Consider the following 15,790-nt stretch of genomic DNA (forward strand, 5'->3'; position numbering starts at 1 on the left):
GGGATGGGTGTGGGTTGGGGGAGCGGATGCGCGTCGGCTCGGCGGTCCGGCGCGCGAGTCAGGTGAGGCGGTACGCGACGTAGCGCACGCGGTGCGCCTCGCGGATGTACGACGCGACGTAGACCGACCGCTCGAACTCGGGGTGGGCGGCGGACTCGAGCGTCAGCGCCGCGCGGAAGTAATAGGAGTGCGGGTCGACCTCTTCGCCCGCCAGGAGCGCCTCCAGCAGGGCCGGGTCGCCGCTGCGGATGCCGCGAGCGCGGATGTAGAGGAGCGAACCGTCGTCGCCGCGGGCGCTGTAGCGCCCGTCGATCTCGATGGACCCGTCGGCGCGCACGGTCTGCCAATCCGCTCCGCTGGGGAGGATGGTCCCGGTGAAGCCGCCGGTCACCGTGCCGCCGACGACCGGGATGATCCGCCGGTGGCCGGCGCGGGTCATCCCGTGGTCCTCGAGGGCACCGAGCTCGGCGACGACCTCGAACGCCCGCTCGAGCGAGGGGACCGGCGGCTGCGGCGCCGAGCTCGGCGGCTCGGGCGTCACGGTCACGTTCCCCGCCCGTAGCGCTCGCGCAGGTCGGCCTTGCGCACCTTGCCGGAGGCGGTGCGGGGGAGATCCTCGACCACGACCACGTTCTTGGGCAGCTTGTACCGGGCGAGCAGGCCGTCGAGGTGGGAGCGCACGGTCTCGGTGTCGACCTCGGCGCCCGGCTGCAGCGTCACCACCGCCCAGGGCACCTCGCCCCACCGGTCGTCGGGCACTCCGACGACGGCGACACCTGAAATTCCCTCGATGTCGGAGATGAGGTTCTCCACCTCCGCGGGGTAGATGTTCTCGCCGCCCGAGATGATCATGTCCTTCAGCCGGTCGGCGATGTAGAGGTAGCCGTCGGGGTCGAGGTACCCGAGGTCGCCCGAGCGGAACCAGCCGTCGTCGGTGAAGGCGGCGGCGCTCGCCTCGGGCTGCCCGTGGTAGCCGAGGAAGACGTTGGGACCCGCGATCTCGATCTCGCCGACGGTGCCCCGTGGCACCACGTCACCGCGCTCGTCGGTGATGCGGACGTCTGTGAAGAAGTGCGGGAGCCCGACGCTGCCCTGCTTCTCGCGGGTCATGGCGGGGGCCAGCGACGTCGCTCCCGGCGAGGTCTCGGTCATGCCGTAGCCCTGCGAGAACGACAGGCCGCGCTCCTCGTAGGCGTTGAGGATGCGGGTCGGCACGGCCGAGCCGCCGCATGTCAGCTTGTGGAGCGTCGACAGGTCGGTCGTCGCCCACGCGGGGTGATCGGCCATCATCTGGTAGGTCGTGGGCACGCCGCTGAGCATGGTGACGCCGCGCTCCTGGATGAGCGCGAGCGCCCGGCCCGGCTCGAAGCCCTTCTCGAGCACGAGCGTCGCGCCCTTGAGCAGCACCGGCAGCGCGCCCATGCCGAGCGACGCGACGTGGAACAGCGGCGAGATCATGAGCGACACGTCGTCCGACACGACGTCGTAGTCGACGACGCAGTTGAGGGCCACCCACGTGAGGTTGCCGTGACTCAGCACGGCGCCCTTGGGGCGGCCGGTCGTGCCGGACGTGTAGATGATCGCCGCAGGATCGTCGAGGTCCACATCGGCCACCGTGTGGCCGCCGGGCGCCTCGGCGATGAGTCGCGCGAGCCCGGGATGCTCGGGCAGCCCGTCACCGGTCACGATCACGTGCGCGATGCGCCCGGCCTCGACGCCCGCCATCGCGCGGTCGAGGAACTCGGCGTCGAGCACGACCGCGCGCGCTCCGGAGTCGACGAGCACATGCCGCATCTCGGGCCCCGCCAGGCGGGTGTTCACGGGCACGAAGACCGCTCCGAGCTGCGCGGCCCCGAACATCACCTGCAGGAACTGCGGGCTGTTCTCGCCGATGTACGCCACCGCGTCGCCGCGCCGGAGGCCGCGGTGCCACAGCACGGCGGCGACCCGGTCTGCGGCATCCGCCAGCTCACGATAGGTCAGCTGCTCGCCGCCGAAGATCACGGCGGGCTTGTCGGGGTTCTTCAGCCGCCGCTTGGCCAGCCAGAACCCGATTCCCCTGTGCATCGTTGCGGTGTCCTCTCCTTCGAGGAGTCTCCTCCGGTGCGGGTCAGGCGTAGAAGCGGTACAGGCCGCGCGCGGCGACGGCCGGCTTGTCGGAGCCCTCGATCTCGATGGTCTGGTCGACGGCGAACTGGTAGCCGCCGCGCACCTCGGTGACCTCGGCGATGACGGCGTTCATGCGCACCCGCGCGCCCACCTTCACCGGCGAGACGAAGCGCACCTTGTCGAGGCCGTAGTTGACGCGCGTGGTGACACCGGTCACATCGAACAACTCCGACCAGAACTTCACCGTCAGCGAAAGCGACAGGAAGCCGTGCGCGATCGGCGCGCCGAACGGGCCCTCGGCGGCCCGCTCCGGGTCGACGTGGATCCACTGGTGGTCGTCGGTGGCGTCGGCGAAGAGGTTCACGCGGTCCTGCGTGACCTCGAGCCACTCGGTCCAGCCGAGGTCGGTGCCGGCGAGTCCTGCGACGTCGGCGTAGTCGACGGTGGTGGTCATGGGATCTCCTTGCGTGTGGGGTGGAAGCGTGTGGCGATGACGGATGCCGCGTCCCGGCCGGTCAGCCGAGGCCGAGCAGTCGTGCGGCGTTGGCCTTGAGGATGCCGGGCATGACCTCGGGCTTGAACATCCCGGTCCCTGAGCCTGCCGAAGGGTCCGCGTCGCGGAGCCAGCGGTCGGGGGTGAGGAGCGGGAAGTCGGAGCCGAAGAGCACGCGGTTCTTGAGGTAGGAGTTCGCCGCTCGCACGAGCGACTCGGGGAAGTACTTCGGGCTCCAGCCCGACAGGTCGATCCAGGTGTTGTGCTTGTGCGTGGCGACAGACAGGGCCTCGTCCTGCCAGGGCACGGAGGGGTGCGCCATGATGATCTGCAGGTCGGCGAACCGGGCGGCGACCGGATCGAGGAGGATCGGGTTCGACAGGCCGAGCAGCAGCCCCCGGCCGCCGGGGAGGCCCGCGCCGATCCCCGTCTGGCCGGTGTGGAACAGCGCCACCATGCCCTCGGCCTGCAGCAGCTCGTACAGCGCGAAGTGCGCCTCGTCGGAGGGGTCGAACCCCTGGACCGTCGGGTGGAACTTGAAGCCGCGCACACCGGCGTCGTCGATGAGGCGGCGGGCGCGGTCGACGGCGTCCGGCCGGCGGGGGTCCACCGACCCGAACGGGATGAGCACGTCGTTGTTGCGTGCGGCGCCCTCGGCGACCTCTTCGCTCGAGACGGGCGCGTGGCCGAGCTGCGTCTCGGCGTCGACGGTGAAGACGACTGCGGCCATCGACCGCTCGCGGTAGTACTCGGCCACCGAGTCGAGGTCGGGGCGAGGGCCGTCCGCGCTGAAGTACTTCGACGCGGCGTCGCGCAGGTCGTCGGGCAGCGAAGCGTGACCGTGTCCGTCGATCTCGATGTGCACGTGGACGTCGATCGCGGTGATCGCGTCGAGGTCGATCGCGGATTCGTAGCGGGTCATGACGTGTCTTTCGGTCGTTGAGCGAGCGAAGCGAGACGAAACGGTCAGCGGGTCACGAGCGCTGCAGCTCCTCGGGAAGGGGCGGGAACTTCTCGCCCACAGACTGGAGCGGGCCCGCCGCGTCGGCGAAGCCGGCGGCGAGGTCCTCGTACGACCAGCCGCCGTCGCTGTACGCGGTCGCCACCGCCTCGGGGTGCGACCACAGCTGCAGCCTGTCGCCGCCGATGCCGATGGCCTGGCCGGTGACGGCGGCTGCGGCATCCGATGCGAGGAAGGCGATGAGTCCCGCGACGTCGTCCGACGTGCCGAACCCGAGGTCGTGGCGGAAGAACGTGGGCATGGGCTCGCCCGCCGCGTCGGCCTCGACGGCCGCGGCGAAGTAGGGGACGGTCGCGGTCATCGCGGTCGCGGCGACCGGGATGACGGCGTTCGCGGTGATGCCGGCGCGCTTGAGCTCGAGTGCCCACGTGCGCACCATGCCGACGACGCCCGCCTTGGCGGCGGCGTAGTTGGTCTGGCCGAAGTTGCCGCGCTGACCGGTGGGCGAGCCGATGCAGATGATGCGCCCGGCCACGTCGTTCTCGCGCATCCAGCTGGCGGCCTCGCGCACGCAGGTGAAGGTGCCGCGCAGGTGGACGTTGACGACGGTGTCGAAGTCGTCGTCGCTCATCTTCCACAGCACCGTGTCGCGCAGCACGCCGGCGTTCGTGACGAGGATGTCGAGCCGGCCGAAGGTGTCGACGGCGGTCTTCACGAGCTGCTGCGCGGTCTCGGTGGGGCCGACCGGGGCGACGACCGCGACCGCGCGGCCGCCGTCGGACTCGATCGTGGCGACGGCCTCGGCGGCGGTGGCGTCGTCGACGTCGTTGATCACGACGGCGGCGCCCTGCCGGGCGAGCTCCTGGGCGTAGGCGAGGCCGAGGCCGCGGCCCGAACCGGTGACGATGGCGACCTTGCCGTCGAGGGGGCGGAGGTCGGGGGAAGCGCCGTCGAGTGACATACGTGAGACTCCTTCGTGTCGGCATCCATTGAATAGCCAACTGTTGAGAAAGTCAATCATTCCGTTCATCCATGAACTGGGCTACGATCGTGGCCATGCCGAAAGCCGCCGATGCCGTCGCCCCCGCGGACCTGCGCTCGTCGGCGCTGACCGATGACCTGAGCTTCCTGCTCGCGCGCGCCAACGCGATCGCGCTGGCCGCCGGCAACGCCGCGCTCGCCGAGCACGGCTTGAAGGCGCGGTCGTACTCGGTGCTGGTCCTCGCGGCGGGCGACGCCCGGCCGTCGCAGCGCGAGCTCGCCGAGTTCCTGCGCCTCGACCCGAGCCAGGTCGTGAGCCTCGTCGACGAGCTGCAGTCGCGCAAGCTGGTCGAGCGCCGGCCCGACCCCTCGGACCGCCGCGCGAACGTGGTCGTGGCGACCGACGCCGGGCGCGAGCTCGTCGCGACCGCGCGCGACGCCGCGCGCGCCGCCGAGGAGCGCGTGCACGCCCAGCTGACCGAGGCCGACCGCGAGGCGCTCGCGACCCTTCTCCGCACGCTCGCCTTCCCCGAGGACTGACGCCGGCGGCCCTCGGGGCACCCGCGCGCGGCGCGCAGGTGGTCTGGTGGAGGCGCGGAGGATCGCGCGGACGATGTGCGAACGGATGCCGGGGGCCGCGGCATCCGTCGTCGTCAGCGACGTTCGAGGACGAACCTGTCGCGACCGGCGAACACGCCGACCACCGTCAGCCCCGCGAGCACGGCGAGGACGAGCGAGAGCGATGCAGCCCAGCCTCCGGTGAGGCTGTGGAGTCCGCCGAAGGCCACCGGCCCGACCGCCGCGATGACATAACCGACCGATTGTGACATGCCCGACAGGGCTGCCGAGGTGTCGTGGTCGCGGGCGCGCTGCGCCATCAGCGTGAGCGACATGGCGAGGGTCGCGCCGCCGGTGAGGCCGATGAGTGAGGCCCACACCAGCACCGCATCAGGGGCGACGAGCAGCCCTGCGACGCCGACGATCGCGAGCGACGGGATGAGGGCCGGCGCCCAGCGCTCGAGCGCGCCGCGGAGGACGAGTGGCAGCAGCAGGCATCCGGCGAGCGAGAACAGCTGGTAGACCATGACGTCGACGCCGGCGACGACCTCGGAGCGGCCGATCGACATCGACAGCGGCGCCAGCCACGTCACGAACATGTAGAACATGGATGCCTGGAGCCCCATGTAGACGGCGACCTGCCACGCGACGGGATCGGTCCAGATGCCGGTGCGACCACGCGGCGCCGCGGAGCGGTCGTGTGCGCGTGCGGCTCCGCGGTGTGCCCACCACCACGCCGCGATCGCGAACGGCAGCAGCGCTGCGCCGGTGACGAGGAGCGCGAAGCGCCATCCGGCCGGGTCGCCGCCGATCTCGATGTGCGAGATCGGCACGACGATGCCCGACGAGACCGCGCCCATTCCGGCCAGCAGCGCGGTGTAGACCGCCGTCACCGCGGGGATGTGGCGCGAGAACTCGCGCTTGACCACCGCCGGCATCAGCACGTTGATGATCGCGATGCCGATGCCGATGATCGCGGTGCCGATCCACAGGCTCGCGACCGGGCCGGGGATCGACCGCACCAGCGTGCCGGCCAGCAGCACCAGCAGCGACCACAGCAGCACGCGCGGCTGGCCGAAGCGCCGGCTGAGCTCGTGCGCGAGCGGCGAGAACAGCGCCCACGCGACGAGCGGCACCGCCGCCAGCGCCCCGAGCGCCGTGAGCGACATCCCGGTGTCGGCGCCGATCTGATCCAGCAGCGGCCCGAGCCCCGTGATCGCGGGCCGCATGTTCGCCGCGACGAGGCACACCGCGGCGAGCAGCATCGCCACGGATGCCCCGCGCGACGGACGCGGCCGCGCGGTCCGCGACGGTGAGGCCATAGGGCTGGGACTATAGCCGACGCGGCGGCTGCGGCATCCGCTCATTCCCGTTGAGCGGCAGTCTTGCCGTGCCGCCCTACCTCTGCGGTGCCGAAAGCCTGGCGCGCGACGCGACTCGCCGGTCGGAGGGCGACGCCGACGGCGTGTCGACGTGACCGGCCAGGTTTTCGGGACGGGTCCGGGAGGCCGTGCCGACGATGCGGCGAGGCGCCGCGCAGCGTCAGGTGAGGCCCTCCAGCGGCCACCCCGTGTATGCCTCGGCGAGGACGCGGCGGCCGGCCTCGGACTCGACCACGGACTGCAGCTCGCCGAGCTGGCGGAGGCGATCGAAGTCCGACGCGTCGGGGGCGACGTGGAGCATGTTGGTCATCCACCAGGAGAAGTGCTGCGCCTTCCAGATGCGGTGCAGCGCCTTCTCCGGGAAGGTCTCGATGAGCCGCGTGTCGTTCTCGAGCAGCAGGGCGCGGAGCGCCCGCTCGAGCACCAGCACGTCGGCGACGGCGAGGTTCATGCCCTTGGCGCCGGTCGGCGGCACGGTGTGGGCGGCGTCGCCGATGAGCGCGACCCGCCCGCGGAGCAGTTCGTGCGCCACGAAGCTGCGGAAGCGCAGGACATCGCGCTGGAAGATCGGACCCTCCTTCAGCGTCGTGCCGGGCACGCGCGACTGGAGCTCCTCCCACAGCTGCTCCTCGCTGAGCGCATTCGGGTCGGCCTCGGGGTCGCACTGGAAGTACATCCGCTGCACCGTGGCGCTGCGCTGGCTGATGAGCGCGAAGCCGTTCGGCGAGTTGCTGTAGATGAGCTCGTCGGCGCTCGGCGGGGCCTCGCAGAGGATCCCGAACCATGCGAACGGGTACTCGCGGAAGTAGCCGCCGGTGTGCGAACCGGTGACCGCTTCGCGCACGACACTTCGCGACCCGTCCGAGCCCACCACGAAGTCGGCCTCGATCTCGAGGGGCGAGCCGTCGGCGTCGGTGGCGATCACACGGGGACGATCGGATGCCGCGTCCTCGACCCGCACGGCCGTCACGCCGAAGCGGAGGTCCTGGCCCTTGTCGAGCCGCACGGCGATGAGGTCCTTCAGGGCTTCGTGCTGCGGGTACAGCCACACGCCCCGGCCGACGAGCTCGGCGAAGTCGATGCGGTGGCCCGCCCCGGCGAAGCGGAGCTCGATCCCGTCGTGACGGTTGCCGACGGTGCGCACGCGGCTCGAGGCGCCCGACGAGTCGAGCACCTCCACGGTGCCCTGCTCGAGGATGCCGGCGCGGATCGTCGTCTCGATCTCCTCGCGGGAGCGCTGGTCGATCACGACCGACTCGATCCCGGCGATGCCGAGCAGGTGCGACAGCAGCAGCCCTGCCGGGCCGGCGCCGACGATGGCAACGCGGGTGCGGATCGTTGACATGAGCGTCTCCTTCGACGTTCGGGAACGGATGCCTCGGCCCAGTGTCACGCCGCCGGCCCTCGGAGCGCTGAGATTCCCGTTGAACGGGAGGACTCTTCCCACCTGGTCGATCGCGTCCTCGCGTGCCACGTCACAGAATCGGATCCGCGGGTGCGGGGCCTCGGGGGACACGCCGCTCCTGTCGCCGGTGGCCCGGCGTGTCTGTGCCGGCGTCCGTAGGTGCGGATCCGATGTTGCGCGCGCAAGCGGGCCGGGTCAGCGGCGGTCGGCGCGCAGCGCCGCCTCGATCCCCGCGGAGGCCTCGCGCAGCGCCTCGACCGCGGCATCCGGGTCGCTCTCGCGCGGCAGCACGACCGAGAGCGCGGCCACCACCTCGCCGGCGTCGCGGATCGGCACGGCCACACCGGTCGAGACGGCCTCGATCGAGCCGGGGGCCACCACCACTCCGGTGCGGCGGACCTCGGCGATCAGGCGGCGCAGGCGTGCGGCATCCGTCACCGTCTCGGGAGCCAGCGCGCGCAGCGGACCGGCGAGCACGCGCTCGCGCAGGGCCGCCGGGGCGTGGGCGAGCAGCACGAGGCCCGACGACGAGGCGTGCAGCGGCAGGCGGCCGGCGATGCGGGTGATGTTCGCGCCGGCATCAGGGTGCGAGAGGCGCTCGAGGAAGAGGGCCTCGTCCTGCTCGAGCACGGCGAGCTGGGTGTGCTCGCGGATGCGGGCCTGCACGCGCTCCATGTGGGGGAGCGCGGCCTGACGCAGCCGGAGGGCGGTCGAGCCGCGCAGCGCGAGTTCCCACAGGCGCAGGCCGAGGTGCACGCGCCGGTCCTCGTCGCGCTCGAGCAGGCCGGCGTCGACGAGCTCGTCGACGATCCGGTGCGCCGTGGACGACGGCAGCCCCGCGCGCCGGCCGATCTCGGACGCGGACTGCATCGACCGCTCGGCCGTGAAGGTCTCGAGCACCCGCACGATGCGGTCGGTCATCGAGTCGCCGGACGGCGAGTTGGCCATGCGCCCACTCTCGCACAGCTGCGACCTGCAGAACTCCACGCGATCCGGGGCACCGAGGCCCCACGCCGCCGGTTTTCGCCTGCCCCCGCGACGGTTCCGTGGAGTTATGCATGCGGCGTGCGGGTAACGTCGCTCGGGGAGGATCCGATGGCGGACGGCGAGGGCGTGCTCGAGCGCACGCTGCGCGTGCTCGGCTGCTTCACCGACGACGAGCCGGCGGTCACCGCGACGACCCTGGCCGCGCGCACCGGGCTGGCGACCTCGACCCTCCACCGGCTGCTCGCGACGCTCGTGGCCGAGGGCCTCCTCACCCGCGGTCCCGGCCACACGTACGCGATCGGGCCGCGGCTGTGGGAGCTCGGCGAGCTCTCGCCGCTGTCGCTGCGGCTGCGCGAGGCGGCGCTGCCGCACATGGTGAGGCTGTACGAGGCGACCGGCGAGAACGTGCACCTCGCCGTGCTCGACGGCGCGACTCCCGAGACGTCGACCGCCCTCTACGTCGGGCGCCTCACCGGGCGCCAGTCCATCGCGACCCTCAGCCGCATGGGCGGGCGCGGGCCGCTGCACACGACCGGCGTCGGCAAGGCTCTGCTCGCGACGCGCGACGAGGGGTGGCTGGCTCAGTACTTCCGCGCGCCGCTCGAGCGCGAGACGGTGAACTCGATCACGACCGAGCAGGAGCTCCGCGCCGACATCGCCCGCACGCGTGCCCTCGGCTACGCCACCACCCGCGAGGAGATGACGCTCGGGAACGTCTCGGTCGCTGCCGCCCTGCCCCGGGTCGAGGGCCTCCCGCCGAGCGCCCTCGGCCTCGTCGTGCACCTCGAGCGCGCCGACGAGCGCCGCCTCGGCCCGCTCGTCGTGCAGGCCGCGAAGGACCTCCACCACGACCTCCGGCGCCCCTGAACGAGCGCGAGCCCACACGTTCCGTGCGAACCCACCCGCAACGGGCTGCGCGTTCGTGTGGGTTCGGTGCGACGGTGTGGGCTCGGTGCGAAGGTGTGGGCTCGGCGGAGAACAGAGCGACGGATGCCTCGGCCCGCGGCATCCGCTATTCCCACTGGGTGGGAATCCGGGAAGAGTCGTTCGCCGGGCAGTGCGACCCTGGGACGACCCGAGTCGTCGAAGGAGACCTTGATGAGTGCGACGCAGCCCGATCCCCGGGGCGAAGAGGCGTTCTCGTCGTCGGTGGTGCTGGAGCAGACCGTGGCGGCACCCGAGTCGCTGCTGGCCTCGCCCGACCAGCTGACGCAGAACGAGATCACGCAGGAGATCGTCGACTACCACGCCGCCGCCGCGCGGCGTGAAGCGGCCGGCGAGAGGCTCAACATGAGCCTGCACGACTTTCCGCCGTACCGGTCGAGCCTGCTGCGCCACCCGACCAAGAACCCGAAGCTCGTCGACCCCGAGACGATCGAGCTGTGGTCGCCGGCGTTCGGGCAGCGCGATGTCGCGGCGATCGAGTCCGATCTGACGCTGCAGCACATCGGCGAGCCGCAGGGCGAGCGCATGACGGTCGAGGGCCGCGTGCTCGACTCGTGGGGGCGTCCGGTCGCCAACCAGCTCGTCGAGATCTGGCAGGCGAATGCCGCGGGCCGCTACATCCACCAGCGGGACCAGCATCCGGCCCCGCTCGACCCGAACTTCACCGGGGCCGGCCGTATCGTCACCGACGACGACGGGTTCTACAAGTTCACGACGATCAAGCCCGGCGCCTATCCGTGGAAGAACCACGTCAACGCGTGGCGTCCCGCGCACATCCACTTCTCGATCTTCGGCACGGGCTTCACCCAGCGCCTCGTGACGCAGATGTACTTCCCGGGCGACCCGCTGTTCCCGCTCGACCCGATCTACAACACCATCTGGCGCCAGAAGGACCGCGACCGCCTCATCGGCCAGTACGACCACGACCTGTCGGTGCCCGAGTTCTCGATGGGCTACCGCTTCGACATCGTGGTCGACGGCCCCGACGCGACCTGGTTCGAGCCGGAAGAAGGAGAGCACTGATGGTTTCGACGAGCTCGGCCACCGGTGGTGGTCGCACCAAGCGCGACCTGGGACCGAAGACCCACGAGGCCACCGGCGGCCAGACGGTCGGCCCGTTCTTCGCCTTCGGCCTGGATTACGAGAAGAAGCACCAGGTCGTCTTTCCGCACAGCCCGGGCTCGATCGTGCTGGGGGGCACTGTCTTCGACGGCGCCGGGGCCCCGATCCCCGACTCGGTCATCGAGATCTGGAGCGCCGACGAGAACGGCGAGATCCCGCGCGCCCACGGCGCCTTCCGCCGTGACGACCATTCGTTCACCGGCTTCGGGCGTGCGGCGACGACGGATGTCGGCCGCTACGAGTTCTGGACCCGCAACCCCGGTCCGGTCGACGGCGGCGCGCCGTTCTACTCGGTCATCGTGTTCGCGCGCGGGCTTCCCGACAAGCTCGTGACCCGCATCTACCTCCCCGAGCACGAGGAGCTCCTCGCGGCCGATCCGCTGCTGTCCTCGCTCGACGAGGACGAGCGCGCTACGCTCATCGCGACGCGCCTGCCCGACGGCAACCTGCACCACGACATCCACCTGCAGGGCGAGAAGGAGACCGTGTTCCTTGCCTTCTGACCGTGACCGGCCCGCACTCGATGAGGGCCTGCTCTCGCCGGTGACCGTCGGTCACGACGAGACGGTGACGGATGCCGCGTACCTCGACGCCCTCGTGACCGCCGAGGTCGCGCTCGCGCGCGCCTGGGTCGAGGTCGGCGTCGCATCCGCGGAGGCGGTCGACGAGCTCGAGACGGAGTTCGGCTGGCAGGGCGCACTGCGCGGATGCCGCGACCACGGCGTCGACCTCGCGGCCCTGGCATCCGCATCCGTCGCCGGTGGCAATCCGGTGATCCCGCTCGTCGGGCGGCTCAAGGAGCGCGTCGGGGAGGACGCCCGCGTGTGGGTGCATCGCGGAGCGACCAGCCAGGACATCGTCGACACCGCGGCGATGCTGGTGGCGCGGTCGGCGACCAGCCGTATCGCAGGGGCGCTCGCGCACGCCGAGATCTCGCTGCGGTCGCTGGCGCGCTCGCGGCGCGACGACGTCGCGGTGGCCCGCACGCTGACCCAGCACGCCGTACCGACGACCGTGGGCCTGCGGGCGGCCGGGTGGCTCCGCGGTGTCGTGCGCGCCAAGGAGCGCGTCGAAGAGGTGGAGCGCCGGCTGCCCGCCCAGCTCGGCGGCGCCGCCGGGACGCTCGCCTCGTTCGCCCAGATCGCGGACCCGGAGGCGGCGGCCGCCCTTCCGGCCGCGTTCGCGCACGAGCTGGGGCTCGCCGCCCCCGACGCGCCGTGGCACACCACGCGCTGGCCTGTCACCGAGCTCGGCGACGCGCTCGTCCAGGCGATCGACGCCGTCGGCCGGATCGCGACCGACGTGGCGACTCTCAGCCGCACCGAGATCGGCGAACTGGCCGAGGGCTCGGGAGGCGGCTCGTCGGCGATGCCGCAGAAGCGCAACCCCGCGGCATCCGTTCTCATCCGTTCGGCGGCCCTCCGCGCGCCGCAGCTCGGCGCGACGCTGCATCTCGCCTCGGCCCTCGCCGGCGACGAGCGCCCCGACGGCGCATGGCACGCCGAGTGGCAGACGCTGCGCGAACTGCTGCGCCTCGCGCTCGGCGCGACGGCGCACGCCGCCTCGCTCGTGGAGGGCCTGCACGTCGACACCGACGCCGTCGAGCGCAACCTCGCCGCCACCGGCGGCCTCATCGTCGCCGAGCGCCTGTCGCTCGTGCTCGGGCCGCTCGTGGGTGCGGCCCGGGTCTCGAAGCTCGTGACGGATGCCGCGGGCGGCGCAGATCTCGCCGACGCCCTCGTCGCACTTCCCGAGGTCGCCGCGCTGGCGGCCGAGCGCGGGGTGGAGCCCGACGCCTTCGTCGGAGAGATGCTCGATCCCGCCCGCTACACGGGCCTCGCCGGACGCCTCGTCGATGAGGCCGTCGCCCCGGCATCCCGGAGCACCCGATCCCGGAGCACCCGCCTCGACGAGGAGGAGAACACGTGACCGTCCCCGCCATCTCGCTCACCACCCCGGTCGGGCCTTCGACGGGCTCAGGGGCCGAAAGTGCTCCGCTGCTCGTGCTCGGGCCGTCGCTGGGCACCTCCACGCTGCTGTGGGACCGCGTGATCCCGGCGCTCGCCGAGCACTACCGGGTCGTGGCATGGGACCTGCCCGGACACGGCGCCGCCCCGGCGGCGACCGCGCCGTTCACGATCGCCGAGCTCGCCGACGCCGTCGCGGCGGCGGTCGGCGAGCCGTTCCTCTACGCCGGGGTGTCGCTGGGCGGCTGCGTGGGGCTCGAGCTGCTGCTCCGCCATGGCGATCGGGTCGACGCCGCCGCGATCATCTGCTCCGGCGCGGCGATCGGCGCGGCCGCCGGCTGGCACGAACGGGCGGCGCAGGTGCGCGCCCAGAGCACGTCGAGCCTCATCATCGGCTCGGCCCAGCGCTGGTTCGCGCCGAGTTCGATCGAGCGTGACCCCGACCTCACGGGCCGGCTCCTCCACGTCCTGCAGAACACCGACGACGAGAGCTACGCGCTGTGCTGCGAGGCGCTCGCCGACTTCGACGTGCGCGCGCGCCTGGGCGAGATCGACACCCCGGTGCTCGCCGTGTGGGGCGATCACGACGGCGTCACGCCCGAGGCATCCGCTCGCGAGATCGCCGACGGCGTGCAGAACGGGGGTTCCGTCGGGATCCCGGATGCCTCGCACCTGGCCCCTGCCGACGCGCCGGCGGCGACGGCGGCCGCACTGCAGGAGTTCTTCGACCGCGTCACGGCGGAGCGTGCGGCATGACGCGCCCGGACGGCGAGGGCCTCGCCGACGAGGAGCGCTACGACCAGGGCATGGTCGTGCGCCGCGAGGTGCTGTCGGACGAGCACGTCGATCGCGCGATCGCGGGCACGACCGAGCTGACCGCCGACTTCCAGGACTTCATCACCCGCGTCGCATGGGGCGACATCTGGTCGCGCCCCGGGCTCGACCGCAGGTCGCGGTCGGTCGCGGTGCTCACGGCCCTCATCGCACTCGGCCACCACGAGGAGCTCGCGATGCACCTGCGCGCGGCGCTTCGCAACGGGCTCACGGTCGATGAGATCAAGGAAGTGATCCTGCAGGCCGGCCTGTACTGCGGCGTACCCGCCGCGAACACCGCCTTCCGCATCGCCAAGGACGTGTTCGCCGAAGAGGCCTGACCCCCGCCCGCTGCGTCGGCCCGCGGTGCCGTCCCGGCGTAGTGAGCCCGGTCGTTTCGGGGCGGGCCGTGCGCCTTCGGGGCGTGCGGGTTCGCCCCGGGTGTCTCCCGCGCCGCCCCGAACCGGAGGGTGACGGCTGCCGCGGGCCGCGGTCAGCCGCGCAAGCCGGGCCTGAAGGGGGCTGGGCTTCCCGTCCGCGCCGACCAGGAGTTACACTGGATCGCAGAGCGTACAGATGTTCGCAGAGCGAACAGCAAGGAGGCGAGTACGTGATCGACAAGACCGTGGGCTCCGTCGAAGAGGCCGTCGCCGGCATCCGCGACGGCGCGACCATCATGATCGGCGGCTTCGGCCGGGCCGGGCAGCCCGTCGAGCTGATCGACGCGCTCATCGCGCAGGGGGCGGGCGACCTCACGATCATCAACAACAACGCCGGCAACGGCGACGTCGGCCTGGCCGCGCTCCTGGCGAACAAGCGCGTGCGCAAGATCCTCTGCTCGTTCCCGCGCCAGCATGACTCGTGGGTGTTCGACGGTCTCTACCGCGCCGGCGAGATCGAGCTCGAGCTCGTGCCGCAGGGCAATCTGGCCGAGCGCATCCGTGCCGCGGGCGCCGGCATCGGCGCCTTCTTCTCGCCCACGGGTGTGGGCACGCAGCTGGCCGAGGGCAAGGAGATCCGCGAGATCGACGGGCGCACGTACGCCCTCGAGTACCCCATCAGGGCCGATGTCGCTCTCGTCAGCGCCTACCGCGCCGATCGCTGGGGCAACCTCGTCTACCGCGAGACCGCCCGCAACTTCGGCCCGATCATGGCGTCGGCCGCGACAACCACGATCGTTCAGGTCGACGAGATCGTGCCGCTCGGAGCCCTCGAACCCGAGACGGTGGTGACCCCCGGCATCTTCGTCGACCGCGTCGTCGCCGTGGGGGAGCGCCGCTGGCTCGACGACGGCCGCTTCGTCGGGGGAGTGGACATCGAAGGGCGCCCGCTCGAGGGAGCTTCGACCGGCTCAGCGACCGCAGAGGGGACAGACCAGTGAGCACGGAGACCGCATCGCAGGCCACCCGGATCACCCGCGAGCAGCTCGCGGCGCGCATCGCGCAGGACATCCCCGAGGGCTCGTACGTCAACCTCGGCATCGGTGCGCCCACGCTCGTCGCCGACTACCTGCCCGCCGACCAGGAGATCATCCTCCACACCGAGAACGGCATGCTCGGCATGGGTCCGTCGCCCGAGCGCGGACAGGTCGACCCCGACCTCATCAACGCCGGCAAGCAGCCGGTTACCGCGCTCGCCGGCGCCGCGTACTTCCACCACGCCGACTCGTTCGGCATGATGCGCGGCGGCCACCTCGACGTCTGCGTGCTCGGCGCCTTCCAGGTGTCGCAGCGCGGCGACCTCGCCAACTGGTCGACGGGTGCCCCGGGCGCGATCCCCGCGGTCGGCGGCGCGATGGACCTCGCCATCGGCGCCAAGAACGTGTACGTGATGACCGACCTCCTGACCAAGACGGGGGAGTCCAAGCTCGTCGAGGCGTGCACCTACCCGCTCACCGGCGTCGGCTGCGTCACGCGCGTCTACACCGATCACGCCGTCTTCGACGTCACGCCCGACGGCTTCGCGGTGCGCGAGGCGTTCGGCGACAACACCCTCGAGCTTCTCGCGGAGCTCACGGGCCTGGAATTGACGGATGCCGGTGGCCCCGGCATCCGGGAAGGTGAATGA

17 protein-coding genes are annotated in these 15,790 nt (G+C 72.0%); 9 read left to right on the forward strand and 8 right to left on the reverse strand.

Translation table 11 applies throughout. The features are described from left to right. Positions 1-58: 58 nt before the first annotated feature. From IM767_RS02430 to IM767_RS02450, 5 genes are all read right to left on the reverse strand, one after another. Entirely contained in the window at positions 59-547 is a 489-nt protein-coding gene (locus IM767_RS02430) for a DUF3237 family protein (protein WP_239453123.1), read from the reverse strand. Then, positions 544-2,067, reverse strand: a complete 1,524-nt coding sequence (locus IM767_RS02435) for an acyl-CoA synthetase (protein ID WP_109208880.1) — start codon at positions 2,065-2,067, stop codon at positions 544-546. Before IM767_RS02435 ends, IM767_RS02430 begins: the two co-directional genes overlap by 4 nt. Positions 2,068-2,110: 43 nt before the next feature. Next, a complete protein-coding gene (locus IM767_RS02440) occupies positions 2,111-2,563 on the reverse strand; it encodes a MaoC family dehydratase (protein WP_109208881.1) in 453 nt (150 codons plus the stop codon). Positions 2,564-2,624: 61 nt separating this feature from the next. After that, positions 2,625-3,524, reverse strand: coding sequence for an amidohydrolase family protein (locus IM767_RS02445; RefSeq protein WP_109208882.1), 900 nt, complete (start codon positions 3,522-3,524; stop codon positions 2,625-2,627). A gap of 52 nt (positions 3,525-3,576) precedes the next feature. Continuing rightward, the gene (locus tag IM767_RS02450; protein WP_109208883.1) at positions 3,577-4,524 is read right to left on the reverse strand and encodes an SDR family NAD(P)-dependent oxidoreductase; all 948 of its coding nucleotides are present in this window, start codon (positions 4,522-4,524) and stop codon (positions 3,577-3,579) included. Positions 4,525-4,619: 95 nt separating this feature from the next. On the opposite strand from IM767_RS02450, the gene IM767_RS02455 reads away from it, so the two are divergent. Further along, positions 4,620-5,084 carry a MarR family winged helix-turn-helix transcriptional regulator gene (locus IM767_RS02455; protein WP_109208884.1) on the forward strand — a complete coding sequence of 155 codons (465 nt, stop codon included), beginning with the start codon at positions 4,620-4,622 and terminating at the stop codon, positions 5,082-5,084. Between the two features lie 113 nt (positions 5,085-5,197). Here IM767_RS02455 and IM767_RS02460 read toward each other — a convergent pair whose 3' ends face one another. The 3 genes from IM767_RS02460 to IM767_RS02470 all read right to left on the reverse strand — a co-directional run bounded on the left by IM767_RS02460 (position 5,198) and on the right by IM767_RS02470 (position 8,837). Beyond that, complete coding sequence (locus IM767_RS02460; protein WP_239453124.1) at positions 5,198-6,424, reverse strand: MFS transporter; 1,227 nt, start codon at positions 6,422-6,424, stop codon at positions 5,198-5,200. Positions 6,425-6,644: 220 nt separating this feature from the next. Further along, positions 6,645-7,829: a 4-hydroxybenzoate 3-monooxygenase gene (locus IM767_RS02465; protein ID WP_109208885.1), complete on the reverse strand. Its 1,185-nt coding sequence runs from the start codon at positions 7,827-7,829 to the stop codon at positions 6,645-6,647. A gap of 255 nt (positions 7,830-8,084) precedes the next feature. After that, positions 8,085-8,837, reverse strand: coding sequence for an IclR family transcriptional regulator (locus tag IM767_RS02470; protein ID WP_109208886.1), 753 nt, complete (start codon positions 8,835-8,837; stop codon positions 8,085-8,087). Between the two features lie 147 nt (positions 8,838-8,984). Here IM767_RS02470 and IM767_RS02475 point away from each other — a divergent pair, with 147 nt between their 5' ends. The 8 genes from IM767_RS02475 (at position 8,985) to IM767_RS02510 (ending at position 15,790) form a co-directional block, all read left to right on the forward strand. Continuing rightward, positions 8,985-9,743: an IclR family transcriptional regulator gene (locus tag IM767_RS02475; RefSeq protein ID WP_109208887.1), complete on the forward strand. Its 759-nt coding sequence runs from the start codon at positions 8,985-8,987 to the stop codon at positions 9,741-9,743. Between the two features lie 231 nt (positions 9,744-9,974). Beyond that, positions 9,975-10,844, forward strand: coding sequence for a protocatechuate 3,4-dioxygenase subunit beta (gene pcaH / locus IM767_RS02480; protein WP_109208888.1), 870 nt, complete (start codon positions 9,975-9,977; stop codon positions 10,842-10,844). Continuing rightward, entirely contained in the window at positions 10,844-11,446 is a 603-nt protein-coding gene (pcaG, locus tag IM767_RS02485; protein WP_109208889.1) for a protocatechuate 3,4-dioxygenase subunit alpha, read from the forward strand. The genes pcaH and pcaG overlap by 1 nt, the downstream gene beginning before the upstream one ends. Continuing rightward, positions 11,436-12,872 (forward strand): lyase family protein, encoded by a 1,437-nt coding sequence (locus tag IM767_RS02490; protein ID WP_198425632.1) that lies wholly within the window; start codon positions 11,436-11,438, stop codon positions 12,870-12,872. The genes pcaG and IM767_RS02490 overlap by 11 nt, the downstream gene beginning before the upstream one ends. Beyond that, positions 12,869-13,666, forward strand: coding sequence for an alpha/beta fold hydrolase (locus tag IM767_RS02495; protein WP_109208890.1), 798 nt, complete (start codon positions 12,869-12,871; stop codon positions 13,664-13,666). Before IM767_RS02490 ends, IM767_RS02495 begins: the two co-directional genes overlap by 4 nt. Continuing rightward, on the forward strand, positions 13,663-14,064 hold the full coding sequence (pcaC, locus tag IM767_RS02500; RefSeq protein WP_109208891.1) for a 4-carboxymuconolactone decarboxylase: 402 nt from the start codon (positions 13,663-13,665) through the stop codon (positions 14,062-14,064). The genes IM767_RS02495 and pcaC overlap by 4 nt, the downstream gene beginning before the upstream one ends. Positions 14,065-14,333: 269 nt before the next feature. Next, positions 14,334-15,104 (forward strand): 3-oxoacid CoA-transferase subunit A, encoded by a 771-nt coding sequence (locus IM767_RS02505; protein ID WP_109208892.1) that lies wholly within the window; start codon positions 14,334-14,336, stop codon positions 15,102-15,104. Then, on the forward strand, positions 15,101-15,790 hold the full coding sequence (locus IM767_RS02510) for a 3-oxoacid CoA-transferase subunit B (protein ID WP_109208893.1): 690 nt from the start codon (positions 15,101-15,103) through the stop codon (positions 15,788-15,790). The genes IM767_RS02505 and IM767_RS02510 overlap by 4 nt, the downstream gene beginning before the upstream one ends.

Origin of the sequence: Microbacterium ureisolvens, from assembly GCF_015278315.1 — a bacterium.
GTDB lineage: Bacteria > Actinomycetota > Actinomycetes > Actinomycetales > Microbacteriaceae > Microbacterium > Microbacterium ureisolvens.

Coding starts and splice junctions, on each gene's coding strand:
- IM767_RS02435 (WP_109208880.1), bottom strand. CDS start 2,067: ATGCACAGGGGAATCGGGTTCTGGCTGGCCAAGCGGCGGCTGAAGAAC.
- IM767_RS02440 (WP_109208881.1), bottom strand. CDS start 2,563: ATGACCACCACCGTCGACTACGCCGACGTCGCAGGACTCGCCGGCACC.
- IM767_RS02445 (WP_109208882.1), bottom strand. CDS start 3,524: ATGACCCGCTACGAATCCGCGATCGACCTCGACGCGATCACCGCGATC.
- IM767_RS02450 (WP_109208883.1), bottom strand. CDS start 4,524: ATGTCACTCGACGGCGCTTCCCCCGACCTCCGCCCCCTCGACGGCAAG.
- IM767_RS02455 (WP_109208884.1), top strand. CDS start 4,620: ATGCCGAAAGCCGCCGATGCCGTCGCCCCCGCGGACCTGCGCTCGTCG.
- IM767_RS02460 (WP_239453124.1), bottom strand. CDS start 6,424: ATGGCCTCACCGTCGCGGACCGCGCGGCCGCGTCCGTCGCGCGGGGCA.
- IM767_RS02465 (WP_109208885.1), bottom strand. CDS start 7,829: ATGTCAACGATCCGCACCCGCGTTGCCATCGTCGGCGCCGGCCCGGCA.
- IM767_RS02470 (WP_109208886.1), bottom strand. CDS start 8,837: ATGGCCAACTCGCCGTCCGGCGACTCGATGACCGACCGCATCGTGCGG.
- IM767_RS02475 (WP_109208887.1), top strand. CDS start 8,985: ATGGCGGACGGCGAGGGCGTGCTCGAGCGCACGCTGCGCGTGCTCGGC.
- pcaH (WP_109208888.1), top strand. CDS start 9,975: ATGAGTGCGACGCAGCCCGATCCCCGGGGCGAAGAGGCGTTCTCGTCG.
- pcaG (WP_109208889.1), top strand. CDS start 10,844: ATGGTTTCGACGAGCTCGGCCACCGGTGGTGGTCGCACCAAGCGCGAC.
- pcaC (WP_109208891.1), top strand. CDS start 13,663: ATGACGCGCCCGGACGGCGAGGGCCTCGCCGACGAGGAGCGCTACGAC.